Origin of the sequence: uncultured Roseovarius sp. (assembly GCF_947489715.1) — a bacterium.
Classification (GTDB): Bacteria; Pseudomonadota; Alphaproteobacteria; order Rhodobacterales; family Rhodobacteraceae; genus Roseovarius.
In genome coordinates, this window is record NZ_CANLER010000002.1 from 518,571 (window position 1) to 530,516 (window position 11,946).

Annotated in this window: 11 protein-coding genes and 1 riboswitch; of the genes, 10 read left to right on the forward strand and 1 reads right to left on the reverse strand. The window is 57.1% G+C overall.

Features of this window, described 5'->3' with window-relative positions:
• The first annotated feature begins 5 nt into the window (after window positions 1–5).
• Genes cobN through cobJ form a run of 5 tightly spaced genes read left to right on the forward strand, consistent with a single transcriptional unit; the run spans window position 6 to window position 6,526 of the window.
• Window positions 6–3,290: a cobaltochelatase subunit CobN gene (cobN, locus tag Q1B27_RS08220; RefSeq protein WP_299846327.1), complete on the forward strand. Its 3,285-nt coding sequence runs from the start codon at window positions 6–8 to the stop codon at window positions 3,288–3,290.
• Window positions 3,287–4,426: a cobalamin biosynthesis protein CobG gene (locus Q1B27_RS08225; RefSeq protein WP_299846329.1), complete on the forward strand. Its 1,140-nt coding sequence runs from the start codon at window positions 3,287–3,289 to the stop codon at window positions 4,424–4,426. The genes cobN and Q1B27_RS08225 overlap by 4 nt, the downstream gene beginning before the upstream one ends.
• Window positions 4,426–5,055, forward strand: a complete 630-nt coding sequence (locus tag Q1B27_RS08230) for a precorrin-8X methylmutase (protein WP_299846331.1) — start codon at window positions 4,426–4,428, stop codon at window positions 5,053–5,055. The genes Q1B27_RS08225 and Q1B27_RS08230 overlap by 1 nt, the downstream gene beginning before the upstream one ends.
• Complete coding sequence (locus Q1B27_RS08235; protein WP_299846333.1) at window positions 5,052–5,777, forward strand: precorrin-2 C(20)-methyltransferase; 726 nt, start codon at window positions 5,052–5,054, stop codon at window positions 5,775–5,777. Before Q1B27_RS08230 ends, Q1B27_RS08235 begins: the two co-directional genes overlap by 4 nt.
• Entirely contained in the window at window positions 5,774–6,526 is a 753-nt protein-coding gene (cobJ, locus tag Q1B27_RS08240; RefSeq protein WP_299846335.1) for a precorrin-3B C(17)-methyltransferase, read from the forward strand. The genes Q1B27_RS08235 and cobJ overlap by 4 nt, the downstream gene beginning before the upstream one ends.
• Here the strand turns inward: cobJ and Q1B27_RS08245 are convergent.
• Window positions 6,499–7,254, reverse strand: coding sequence for a cobalt-precorrin-6A reductase (locus Q1B27_RS08245; RefSeq protein WP_299846336.1), 756 nt, complete (start codon window positions 7,252–7,254; stop codon window positions 6,499–6,501). The two genes, cobJ and Q1B27_RS08245, sit on opposite strands and share 28 nt — an antisense overlap.
• Here Q1B27_RS08245 and cbiE point away from each other — a divergent pair.
• From cbiE to cobA, 5 genes are read left to right on the forward strand one after another with little or no spacing between them, the layout of a single operon-like run.
• Window positions 7,253–8,449, forward strand: a complete 1,197-nt coding sequence (gene cbiE, locus Q1B27_RS08250; protein ID WP_299846338.1) for a precorrin-6y C5,15-methyltransferase (decarboxylating) subunit CbiE — start codon at window positions 7,253–7,255, stop codon at window positions 8,447–8,449. The genes Q1B27_RS08245 and cbiE overlap by 2 nt on opposite strands.
• Complete coding sequence (locus Q1B27_RS08255) at window positions 8,431–8,814, forward strand: cobalamin biosynthesis protein (protein ID WP_299846340.1); 384 nt, start codon at window positions 8,431–8,433, stop codon at window positions 8,812–8,814. Before cbiE ends, Q1B27_RS08255 begins: the two co-directional genes overlap by 19 nt.
• The gene (cobM, locus tag Q1B27_RS08260) at window positions 8,811–9,605 is read left to right on the forward strand and encodes a precorrin-4 C(11)-methyltransferase (RefSeq protein WP_299846342.1); all 795 of its coding nucleotides are present in this window, start codon (window positions 8,811–8,813) and stop codon (window positions 9,603–9,605) included. Before Q1B27_RS08255 ends, cobM begins: the two co-directional genes overlap by 4 nt.
• Window positions 9,598–10,929: a cobyrinate a,c-diamide synthase gene (locus tag Q1B27_RS08265; RefSeq protein ID WP_299846835.1), complete on the forward strand. Its 1,332-nt coding sequence runs from the start codon at window positions 9,598–9,600 to the stop codon at window positions 10,927–10,929. Before cobM ends, Q1B27_RS08265 begins: the two co-directional genes overlap by 8 nt.
• On the forward strand, window positions 10,926–11,645 hold the full coding sequence (gene cobA / locus Q1B27_RS08270; RefSeq protein ID WP_299846344.1) for a uroporphyrinogen-III C-methyltransferase: 720 nt from the start codon (window positions 10,926–10,928) through the stop codon (window positions 11,643–11,645). Before Q1B27_RS08265 ends, cobA begins: the two co-directional genes overlap by 4 nt.
• Window positions 11,646–11,703: 58 nt before the next feature.
• Window positions 11,704–11,893: riboswitch (cobalamin riboswitch) on the forward strand.
• The last annotated feature ends 53 nt before the right edge of the window (window positions 11,894–11,946 follow it).

The window sequence follows — 11,946 nt, forward strand, 5'->3', positions numbered from 1 at the left end:
AGCCGATGCATGTCATCTTCCGCGAAAACCACGGGCTTGAAGAGACCGAGACACCAACGGATCTAGGGCAAGCGCCCGCCGATCTGGTGGTGCTCAGCTTCTCGGATTCCGATCTGGGTGCTTTCGCGGCGGGCTGGCATCGTGGTGGTGGCACCGAGGGGCGCATGCCCACTCTGAGACTGGCCAACATAGCTGCGCTGAAACACCCACTTTCGGTTGACACCTACATCGAAAGGACTTTGGAAAATGCCAAAGGCATTCTGATCAGGCTCATCGGGGGCGTGCCCTACTGGCCCTATGGTGTGCAACAGGTCGAAGCACTGGCACGATCCAAGGGTATTGCGCTTGCCGTTCTGCCTGCAGATGGACGATCCGACCCTCGGTTAGATGAAATCTCGACCTTGCCCGTTTCCACGTTGAGGCGTCTGCAACATCTGTGCGACACGGGTGGAGAAGTTGCTGCGCAAGCTGCTTTGGCACAAATGGCACTGGCATCAGGTCTTTACGCAGGCCCGGTCATAGGGTCCAAATCACTACCGGTTGTGGGTGGTTGGACACCCGAGGATGGCGTGACTTGTCCGGTCTTGGCCAATGTTGAGAGCCCAAAGCCATTGGTCGTGATCGTCTTTTACCGTTCCTTTTTAGTTGCTGCCGACCTTGCTCCCATCGAAGCGCTCTTTGGTGCGCTGTGCAATCAGCGTTTTACTGTCATGGGCCTCTTTGCACCCTCGCTCAAAACACCCGATGCAGCGGAATGGCTGGCACGTCAGGTTGCGCATCTGAGACCCGTGGCGATTGTAAATGCGACGTCGTTTTCGGGGAGGGGTGCAAAAGGCATGTCGCCGCTGGATTTCGCGGATGTACCGGTGTTTCAGGTCGCTCTTGCAACATCAGCACATCAAGCCTGGGCGAATTCCGAACGCGGACTTTCCCCCGCAGATTTGGCGATGCACGTTGTTCTGCCAGAAGTGGACGGACGGCTGTTTACCGGTGTGGTTTCGTTCAAGGAACCAAAGATGCGGGATACGCATCTGCAATTTGCGCGCCATGTTCACATGCCTGACCTGAGCCGCATTCAGGCCGTTGCTGCGCGCATCGCAGCGTGGCATCGGTTGGCCAACACATCACCGTCCGAGCGCCGCGTGGCACTGGTGCTGTCAACATATCCGGGGCGTGAATGGAACTTGGCGCATGCTGTCGGCCTGGACGCAATCGCCTCAGCCGAAGCAATGCTGGAAGATTTGAGGGAGGCGGGCCATGATGCAAGCCTTGGCGTTTCCGGCGATAACCTGCGTGATGCGCAGATGATCTGGCCGATGGTCGAATACAAGGCCGCACTCACCACGTTGCCGCAGGAATTACAAGACGATCTGACCACGGCTTGGGGCGCACCGGAAAACGATCCAAGCGCCACATCGGAAGGTATTTCACTTCCGATTCTGGAACGTGGAAAAACCCTGGTCGCGCTTCAACCCGAACGTGGAACAACGTCGCTTCGTGATGCCGAGTATCATGATCTGTCCCGTGTTCCGCGGCACGGTTATGTCGCATTTTATCTTTGGCTGCGCGCGCAGGTGGATGCGCTGGTCCATATCGGTGCGCATGGCACTCTGGAATGGCTACCGGGCAAAGCAGTAGCGCTTTCGGACACCTGTTGGCCCGAGGCATTGATCGGTGACCTTCCAGTCCTCTATCCTTTCATCGTTAACGATCCCGGCGAAGCCGCACAGGCCAAACGTCGTATCGGAGCGATCACGCTTGGCCATGTACCACCGCCCATGAAACGTTCGGGAACGCCGGAGAGACTAGCCCGGCTTGAGGCGCTGCTAGATGAGTTTTCCAACGCCGATGGGCTTGATCCACGTCGCCGCAACCGTTTGCAGGAAGATATCCGCGTTGAAGCACAAGCGTTGGGCGTAGAAGATGATTTGGGCCTGAATGCGGCGTCATGTTCGGCCGAAGCGATCACGCGCATTGATCGTTTTGTTTGTGATGTAAAAGACAGCCAGTTTGGTGATGGGCTGCATATTTGGGGACGCGTCACAGAAGGGCAGGATGCCTTCGATCCAATTGGCTCTGCAGAAGCAGAGCGTAAGTCTCTTACTAAAGCATTGAATGGTGAACGGATTGCGTCTGGACCTTCCGGCTCGCCTTATCGCGGGCGTAGTGATGTCTTGCCAACAGGCCGTAACTTGTACACCACTGACCCGCGCTCGGTTCCAACCCGGACCGCTTATGCGCAAGGCACCAAATTGGCGGAGGAGTTGATCCGACGCCATTTGCAAGATGAGGGTGACTGGCCAAAGGGTTTGATCCTTGATCTTTGGGGTTCAGCGACCATGCGAACCGCGGGTGAAGAATTCGCGATGGCGCTGCATCTGATGGGGGTACGTCCTGTCTGGGATGAAGGATCCGAACGCGTTTCAGGTATCGAAATCCTTCCAATTGCCGAGCTTGATCGTCCGCGTATTGACGTGACACTCAGAGTTTCGGGCCTGTTCCGGGATGTTTTCCCAGCACTTTCCGCACTGTTTTCCCAAGCAGTTCGAGTGCTTTCCGAACGGGATGAGGCGCTGGATTGGAACCCTTATGTGGGCCATAATACTGCGCGGGTTTATGGACCGGCGCCAGGAAGCTTCGGGGTGGCGATCGGAGCTCATATAGGTGATTACTCGGATCAGGCACGGCACGCGGCTGGCGAAGCTTGGTTGGCCGCATCAAGCTGGGCGTTTGATGGTGAAACACAGCGCCCTGATGCGGCGGGGTTGCGCGACCGCGTGAGGCAGGCCGATACATTTGTTCATTTGCAAGATTTGCCTGAAACCGATGTGCTGCTGGCCGAGGACTATGCATCACACGAGGCTGGATTTGCCGCCGCCCAATTTGTGACCGGGGGACAGGCAACGCTCTACCATCTCGATGCTACCGATCCGTCCAATCCACGCGCGCGTGAACTAACCGAAGAGATTGCGCGGGTCGTTCAGGCGCGGGCCGCACATCCAGGATGGATAGCCGGTATGAAGCGCCATGGTTTCCGGGGCGCTGCTGAAATCGCCACAACTTTGGAAAACATGGCTGCATTCGCCCAGCTAGCACAGGTCGTGCCCGCGCATCTTTTTGACCTTTATTATGATGCAACGCTTGGCAACGCCGAAACAACCGCGTTCCTATCAGATGCCAATCCGGGAGCTCTTGCAGCGATGCGGGATCGGTTTGCAGCGCTTCACGCTGCGGGCCTTTGGCAATCTCGGCGCAATTCAATTCTGGCTGTTCTTGAGGCCGCAGAATGAGCGCCCCATTGGTCAAGGGTTGGTGCCCGGGTGCTTATCGCCCAATGATGTCGGGCGATGGTCTAGTGGTGCGCGTACGCCCCTGGCTAGGCCATCTGGATGCGACACAGGTATTGGGATTATGTGACGCCGCAGAACGTTTCGGAAACGGAACAATCGATCTTACCTCACGCGCCAATCTTCAGGTCCGCGGAGTATCTGAGGCTGATCATCCAGCACTGATCGAGACATTTCAGAAACTGAATCTGCTGGACACCGATCCCGCAATCGAAGCGCGACGCAACATTGCCGTCACGCCAGATTGGCAAGAGGGGGATTTGACCCAAAAACTTGGCCTGGCGCTGCTGGGTGTATTGAGACATCTCCCCGCCTTGCCCGCGAAAATGGGGTTTGCAATCGATACCGGTCACATCGGACAATTGGCAACGTGTTCCGCTGATTTCCGTTTTGAACTGTCAGATGATGGTGCACTGATCCTGCGCGCCGACGGGGCACGTCTTGGCAAGACCGTCACCATAGAAACCGCGACCGAAGAATTGACCAATTTGATGACATGGTTTGTTGAAACCGGTGGCGTCAAAGCGGGTCGCATGCACCGCCATTTGAGCCAAACTCCCCTACCTCGGGAATGGCTGGAACTGCCGCCACGCAAGCAAGGCCAGCAAGCCAGTCCCGGTGAATATGCGATGGGGCGTGTGTTGGGAGCCCCTTTCGGGCAATTGGTCGCACCTTCCCTGGCGCGGGTGATGCAGGACTGCAAAGCCAAAGCCATGCGCCCGATGCAGGGTCGCCTCTTCGTGCTGTTGGGTGCCTGCGATATGCCTGCGCCTGATTTCGTAACGAAACCAAATGATCCAATGCTGAGTGTTCATGCTTGTCCAGGCGCGCCCTATTGCCCTCAGGCCGAAGTCTCGACCCGCGATATCGCCCAAGCGTTGGCGCCCAAATTACCCGAAGGTTGCAGCCTGCATGTTTCCGGCTGTGCGAAGGGCTGTGCCCATCCCCATGCCGCGGATGTAACGCTTGTCGGGGCAAATGGTCAATTCAACCTTGTCAGAGACGGTACACCATGGGATGAGCCCCGCCAATCTGCCCTGACAGCAAAAATGGTCCACCAGCAAATAGAGCGCGTTTAATGCCTTACGAATATGAAAAAGACGGCGCTGCCATCTATAAAGAGTCCTTTGCCACGATCCGCGCCGAAGCTGATCTGGACCACTTTGGAACAGATGAACAGCAGGTTGTTGTGCGCATGATTCATGCCGCTGGAATGGTAGGTCTGGAGCAGTACGTGAAGGTATCCGATCAAATGGTGTCGGTCGCACGCACGGCGTTTGAAGCCGGTGCGCCAGTTTTTTGCGACGCCTACATGGTCAGCGAAGGTATAACGCGCAAAAGGTTGCCCGCGGATAACGATGTCATTTGTACCCTACGTGATCCGAAGGTGCCTGAGCTTGCAGCCAGACTGCAAACCACACGCTCCGCAGCGGCGCTCGAATTGTGGCGTGATCGTTTAGGCGGCGCGGTTGTCGCCATTGGAAACGCACCCACTGCGCTATTCCACCTGCTTGAAATGCTCGAAGACCCGGCATGTGCAAGGCCCGCCGCCATTATCGGATGCCCGGTGGGATTTGTTGGCGCGCGCGAAAGTAAAGACGCTTTGTGGGATGCCTTGCCAGTACCTTCTTTAATAGTCGAAGGTCGGTTGGGCGGCAGTGCCATCACAGTCGCAGCAATCAATGCAATCGCGAGTCGTATAGAATGAGCGGAACTGTCTATGGCGTCGGCCTTGGGCCCGGTGATCCTGACTTGATGAGCGTGCGTGCTGACCGGCTGGTTCGCAAGGCACGTCATGTCGCTTTCTTTCGTAAAGCTGGTCGAGCGGGCCGCGCGCGCAAGATTGTGGATGGAATGCTGCATGAGAATGCCATCGAGTTTCCGATGGAGTATCCCGTTACCACCGAAATTCCACTCTCAGATCCGCGCTACAACGAAGCCCTGTCTGCCTTTTATGCCGACTGTACCGCGCAGTTGCTCAATCTCTTGAGATCCGGTGAAGACGTTGTCGTTTTGTGCGAGGGTGATCCGTTCTTTTATGGCTCTTTCATGCATCTTTACTCGCGTCTTGAAGGGGTAGTACCAGTAACTGTCATTCCCGCGATCACAGGAATGTCGGCGGCGTGGACGGCGACCGGCGCGCCGATTACCTGGGGTGACGATATCTTGTCGACGGTGATGGGCACGCTTGAAGAAGACACGCTAACACAAGCTATGTCTGCAGCGGACGCACTGATCGTGATGAAGATCGGGCGCAACCTGCCAAAGGTTCGCCGCGCTCTTAAGGCCGCTGGGAAGGCAGATCGCGCGGTCTTGGTTGAATATGCCAGCATGACGGGCCAGACGATACGACCCCTGGCCGAAGTAAATGGCGAAACGCTGCCCTATTTCTCGATCATTGTCGTGCACGGGCAAGGGCGACGACCATGAGGGGCTGTGTCATCATTGCAGGCCTTGGTCCGGGATCGGATGGATTGGTGACGCCGGAAGTCCGGGCAGCAATTGACAATGCAACCGATATCGTCGGCTATATCCCCTACGTGCGCCGCATCGCACCTCGCCCTGGTCTTACTCTTCACGAAAGCGATAACCGGGTTGAGCTTGACCGGGCCACGCATGCGCTTGAGATGGCGCAAAAGGGTCAACGCGTGGTCGTGGTCAGTTCGGGCGATCCAGGCATTTTTGCGATGGCATCTGCCGTTTTCGAAGCGCTTGAAGCCGGGCCTGTGGAGTGGCGTGAGCTTGATATTCGCGTATTGCCTGGCATCACTGCAATGCTGGCCGCCGCTGCGCGAGCCGGTGCGCCCTTGGGACACGATTTCTGCGCCATCAACCTGAGCGATAATCTCAAACCCTGGGCTTTGATCGAAAAACGCCTGCGGCTTGCGGCGCAAGCTGATTTCGCAATGGCTTTCTACAATCCACGCTCTAAGGCACGCCCCGAGGGGTTTGGCCGTGCGCTCGAAATCTTGAAGGAAACTTGCGAGCCGGAGCGCGTGATCGTCTTTGCCCGCGCCGTTTCGCGCCCGGATGAAGATATACGTGTCGAACGATTGACCAATGCCACGCCCGATATGGCCGATATGCAAACGATGGTTCTGGTCGGTTCCTCGCAGACGAGGATCATTGAACGTGACGGCACTCCAATCATCTACACGCCGCGGTCGGCAGACGCATGAGAGAGCCAATCAAACACCTGATCAACCGTCCCGACCTCTTGCCGGGCAGGCAAGCTTGGACGGCTGATCATGATGACGGGCAATCCAAGCGTACGAGACGCCGCTATTTTGGAATAGGCGCCAATGCCGCCCGCATTTTTCGACACGACCACCTGAATTTCGTGGGTTTGCATCAGGGCAAGATCATCCGCTTCGCTGAACGGACCCCGAGCAACAATTACTTCGGTCTCAGGCAACGGCAGAGGCGCATCTGGTGGATCAACCAGCCGCAAAAGGTAACGATGCTGCGGGTTGGGTGCGAACTCCGCCAGATGCATGCGCCCAACTGCCAACATGACATTTGCACGTGGCCGATTCAGCGCCGCAGCGGCGCCCGCAATATCCGGCACATTGATCCAGTTGTCGCCGATTTGGCGCTGCCATGCTGGACGGGTCAGCGCCAGATGCGGCACGCCCAAAGTGGTGCAGGCCGCAACCGCATTGGCACTCATCTGTGCCGCAAAAGGATGAGTGGCGTCGACCAAATGGGTGATCTGCTTGGCCTGCAAATACCGTACCAGCCCATCGATACCACCAAACCCTCCCACCCGCTGCGGCAAGGGTTGCCGTACAGGGCGAGCGACGCGGCCTGCAAAAGACACAGTGCCGCGTATTCCAGCCTCAGCCAGAGCGCGCGCAAGCGCCGTCGCCTCGGTCGTCCCTCCGAGCAGAAGGAGGTTTGGCGTCATGGCTGATGCTCCGTGGATCACAATAATCGGTCTGGGTGAAGATGGACCGCAGGGCCTGTCTTTGGCAAGCCACGCGATGCTGGAACAGGCCGAGGTTGTGATGGGGCCAAAGCGCCATCTTGATCTGCTACCTGATCTGAAAGCCGACCGCGTGGAATGGCCCGTGCCATTTTCTGACGGGATCGAAATTCTTCGTGGCTTCAAAGATCGACAGGTCGTGGTTCTGGCTTCGGGCGATCCTTTTTGGTTTGGGGCGGGCACCGTCATAGCGCGTGAATTCAATGAAAATGAATGGCGTGCCCTGCCCGCGCCATCAACCTTTGCGCACGCAGCTTCAAGAATGGGTTGGGCCATAGAAAACACGCTCTGCATCGGGTTGCACGCTGCCCCCCTGCCGCAATTGCGCCCGCATTTGTCCCCAGTCCTGCGGGCAATTATTTTGCTACGCGATGGCGATGCGGTAAAGGCGTTGGGTGATTATCTGACGGAACAAGGGTTCGGTCCAAGCGCCATGACAATTATGGAGGCTGTAGGCGGCCCGCGCGAGCGGACGATACAGACAACAGCCGAAACTCTCACTGAGACTTTCTCGCATCCGGTCTGCGTTGCAATTGAAGCATCTGGGACGGGAAGCGCCTTGCCGAAATCATCCGGGCTGCCAGATGATTTTTTTATGTCTGACGGTGTTATGACAAAGAGACCAATGCGTGCGCTAACGCTTTCAGCGCTCGCGCCCCGAGCGGGAGAGCGGCTGTGGGATATCGGTGGCGGTTCCGGGTCGGTTGCCATCGAATGGTTGCTGTCGCATCAGACATGCACGGCGATAACCATTGAACCGCGTGAAGATCGCAGGGCGCTGATACGGAACAATGCAAACGCACTCGGTGTAGATCGTCTTGAAATTGTCAACGGGACTGTGCCGAATGCGCTTGCAGGCCTTGCAAGCCCGGATGCTTTATTTATTGGCGGCGGTTTGACTAAGATGCTGCTGGAAAAGCTTGAGGTGGTCGTTGCGCCAGGTACCCGAATGGTTGCCAATGCAGTGACGCTGGAAGCAGAGGCATTGTTGGCGACCTGGCAAGCACGAAAGGGTGGTGACCTGATGCGTTTTGAGATGTCTCAGGCAGCTACGCTGGGATCAAAACGCGGTTGGAAAACCGCCTATCCAGTGGTGCAATGGAGTGGTGTGCTGTGATTGTGGCCGGGTTCGGATTTCGCGGGACTGCGACGGTCGGAAGTCTGAAAGATGCGCTGGCCCGTACCGGACATTCCGATAGGCCGACCCACGTCGCAACTGCAGACGCAAAGGTGGCCAATACAGCATTCCAGTCATTCGCAAGAACATTGGGTGCGCAGGTCGTTTCCGTTGACGCCCCGACGCTTGTTGCCCAGCAGACAATCACGCAATCAACAATTTCCGCCAAGTCCTATGGCACCGGTTCGGTAGCCGAAGCATCAGCCGTTGCTGCGGCAGGCTCAAGGGCAAAACTTCTTGCAGCACGCGCCATTTCCGCCGATGGGAGAGCCACCTGCGCCATCGCACTAGGAGACGACGTATGACGGTACATTTTATCGGCGCTGGACCTGGTGCACCCGATCTTCTGACGCTGCGTGGGCGCGACCTTATCGCAGCAAGTCCGGTTTGCCTATATGCAGGCTCACTAGTGCCCGAAGCGATATTGAATCATTGCCCTGATGGTGCACGTGTCGTGAATACCGCGCCGATGGATCTTGAAGCAATCATCGCCGAATGTGAAACAGCTCATAAAGCCGGGTACGATATAGCGCGGCTCCATTCAGGCGACTTGTCGGTCTGGTCGGCGATGGGCGAGCAAATCCGAAGATTAGAAGCGTTGGGAATCCCCTATTCGGTAACGCCGGGCGTACCATCATTTGCCGCTGCTGCTGCGAGCCTGGGGACCGAATTGACCTTGCCCGGCCTAGCGCAGTCGGTGATTTTATCCCGTACGCCAGGGCGAGCTTCTTCAATGCCGGATGGGGAAAGCCTTGCCAATTTCGGTGCGACGGGCGCAACACTGGCGCTGCACCTTTCTATAGGAAATCTTTCGTCTGTCGTTTCCGACCTGACACCACATTACGGTGCCGATTGTCCGGTAGCGGTTGTGTATCGCGCGAGTTGGCCAGATGAAAAGATTATCCGTGCGACGCTTGCAACCATTGAAGCTAAAATTGACGAGAGTATTTCACGCACAGCATTGATCCTTGTTGGCCCCGTACTGGGACGTAAAGGATTTTCGGAAAGCAGGCTCTACGCCACTGATTATGACCGCCGCTACCGACCGCAAACGGCTGATAGCCCGTGGTCTGAATGGCAACATGGGGATGACTGAGATGGTTAGGGACTGGCCTTCGGGTATTTTGATTTCGGCCCCTTCTTCGGGTACGGGCAAGACCACCGTGATGCTGGGCCTGCTGCGCGCGTTGCGTGACAAAGGTTTGGCGGTTCAGCCTTTCAAATCCGGGCCCGACTATATCGACCCAGCGTTTCATCGGGCGGCCAGTGGCCGGGCATCATTCAATCTTGATAGTTGGGCGATGGATCAGACCCTATTGGCCTCTATCACAGAACAAGCTGAGGGCGCGGACATTTGCATCGCCGAAGGTTCGATGGGCCTTTATGATGGCGTCGCAACACGCGGTCAGTCGGGATTTGGGTCAAGCGCCGAAACAGCGCAGCGCATGGGCTGGCCCGTCGTGCTGGTTATTGATGTGGGTGGACAAGCGCAATCAGCGGCAGCGACAGCCTTGGGATTTAAGAACTATGCGCCCGACCTTCCCTTTGCCGGTGTGATCCTGAACCGTGTTGCCAGCCCGCGACACGAACGGTTGACCAGATTGGGAATGGAGCGCGCTGGCCTACCAGTCTTGGGGGTCCTGCCCCGGCGCGGAGATCTCACCCTGCCAGAGCGACATCTGGGATTGATTCAAGCAATAGAACATCCAGATCTTGAAGCCGCCATTTCGGGTTACGCCGATTTTTTACGTGAACATGTAGATCTGGACGTAATCCAAGCTGCCGCTGCCTCAAGTGGTCGGCCTGCAGCAAAAAACGCTTTGCCAAAGCCACCCGCACAGAGGATTGCGTTGGCCCGTGACGCGGCCTTTTCATTTACCTATCCGCATATTCTGAAAGGTTGGAGAGAAGCAGGGGCCGAAATTTCACCGTTCTCTCCCTTAGCCGATGAAGCACCTGATACAGCCGCTGATTTGGTGTGGCTGCCTGGTGGCTATCCCGAATTGCATGCCGGGAAATTGGCGTCCGCGAAGAATTTTCTTGGCGGTTTGCGCCACCATGCAAAAACAAAACCGGTCCACGGGGAGTGCGGTGGATACATGGCACTTGGTACAGCATTGATCGACAAAGTTGGTACGCGACATGAAATGGCAGGCTTGCTGGGCCTCGTGACTTCATATGAAAAGCGTAAGTTCCATTTGGGATATCGGCGTGCGGTATTGGACGCACCGATACCAGGGTTTGGTGCGGGCGATGCGCTCCGGGGGCACGAATTTCACTACTCCACGATTTTGGATCAGCCTGACGCACTGTTGGCGCAGGTCGCGGATGCTGACGGCAATCCCGTTCCCGAAACAGGATCATTCCGCGGGCATGTCACCGGCACGTTTTTCCACCTGATCACGCCGGAGAGATCATGAGTGGGTTTGTCAGCTTTGTCGGCTCGGGCCCGGGTGACCCTGAACTATTGACCATCAAAGCGGTGGATCGGCTCAAGCGAGCGGATGCCGTATTGTTTGACGATCTTTCATCAGGCCCAATCCTGACGCATGCACGACCAGGTGCAGACATGGTAGGAGTTGGGAAGCGCGCCGGACAACCCTCGCCCCGGCAAGATCATGTGAGCCGCCTGTTGGTGGAATATGCCCAAGCCGGCGGACGAATCGTCCGACTCAAATCCGGGGACAGCGGCCTTTTCGGGCGCCTTGAGGAAGAATTGATCGCCCTGCAAGATGCAGGTATCGAATACGAAATCATTCCGGGTGTTCCATCCGCCGTCGCGGCGGCGGCGGCCTGCGGTATTCCCCTGACGCGCAGAATGACGGCACGACGGGTACAATTCGTGACGGGCCACAATGTGGATGGTGTTCTGCCTGAAGATATTGATCTTGCGGCCCTTGCGGACCCCGCAGCCTGTAGCGTTGTATTCATGGGTAAACGCACATTTCCCAAGTTGGCCAAGGCACTATTCGAACGCGGCCTGCCGCCAGAAACATCGGCGATACTTGCTGAAGCGGTCGGCACGCCCGAGCAGAAAATCACCCGTAGCACGGTCACACAATTGGCCGGGCAATTGGAACAGGAAATCGGCAGCAAGCCCGCGCTTATCCTTTATGGCCCGCTTGCATCCTTTTAGCTTCGTTTCCAGCGCATTTGATGCCGCATTTTTTCTTGTGCGATTCTGCGCACCTGATTATGACTGAAGGACTTACGGTGCTACATTCGTGTGGCCGAAAAGGGAACCGGGTGAAAGGCCCGGACTGCCCCCGCAACTGTAAGCGGCGAGCGCCGAGGAACGACCACTGGCCGGAATTGTCGGGCTGGGAAGGCCAAAAGCGCTATGACCCGCGAGTCAGGAGACCTGCCGCAAGTAACAAATCCGCCGCATGTGCGGCCCCAACGCTGCCGGCGGGGCAGCACACCGAGAAAGGAAGACC

What these genes read in the sequence shown, in the direction of transcription:
- cobN (WP_299846327.1), top strand. Translation starts at nt 6, where the DNA reads ATGCATGTCATCTTCCGCGAAAACCACGGGCTTGAAGAGACCGAGACA.
- Q1B27_RS08255 (WP_299846340.1), top strand. Translation starts at nt 8,431, where the DNA reads ATGGAGTGGTGTGCTGTGATTGTGGCCGGGTTCGGATTTCGCGGGACT.
- Q1B27_RS08245 (WP_299846336.1), bottom strand. Translation starts at nt 7,254, where the DNA reads ATGACGCCAAACCTCCTTCTGCTCGGAGGGACGACCGAGGCGACGGCG.
- Q1B27_RS08230 (WP_299846331.1), top strand. Translation starts at nt 4,426, where the DNA reads ATGCCTTACGAATATGAAAAAGACGGCGCTGCCATCTATAAAGAGTCC.
- Q1B27_RS08235 (WP_299846333.1), top strand. Translation starts at nt 5,052, where the DNA reads ATGAGCGGAACTGTCTATGGCGTCGGCCTTGGGCCCGGTGATCCTGAC.
- Q1B27_RS08225 (WP_299846329.1), top strand. Translation starts at nt 3,287, where the DNA reads ATGAGCGCCCCATTGGTCAAGGGTTGGTGCCCGGGTGCTTATCGCCCA.
- Q1B27_RS08265 (WP_299846835.1), top strand. Translation starts at nt 9,598, where the DNA reads ATGACTGAGATGGTTAGGGACTGGCCTTCGGGTATTTTGATTTCGGCC.
- cobJ (WP_299846335.1), top strand. Translation starts at nt 5,774, where the DNA reads ATGAGGGGCTGTGTCATCATTGCAGGCCTTGGTCCGGGATCGGATGGA.
- cobM (WP_299846342.1), top strand. Translation starts at nt 8,811, where the DNA reads ATGACGGTACATTTTATCGGCGCTGGACCTGGTGCACCCGATCTTCTG.
- cobA (WP_299846344.1), top strand. Translation starts at nt 10,926, where the DNA reads ATGAGTGGGTTTGTCAGCTTTGTCGGCTCGGGCCCGGGTGACCCTGAA.
- cbiE (WP_299846338.1), top strand. Translation starts at nt 7,253, where the DNA reads ATGGCTGATGCTCCGTGGATCACAATAATCGGTCTGGGTGAAGATGGA.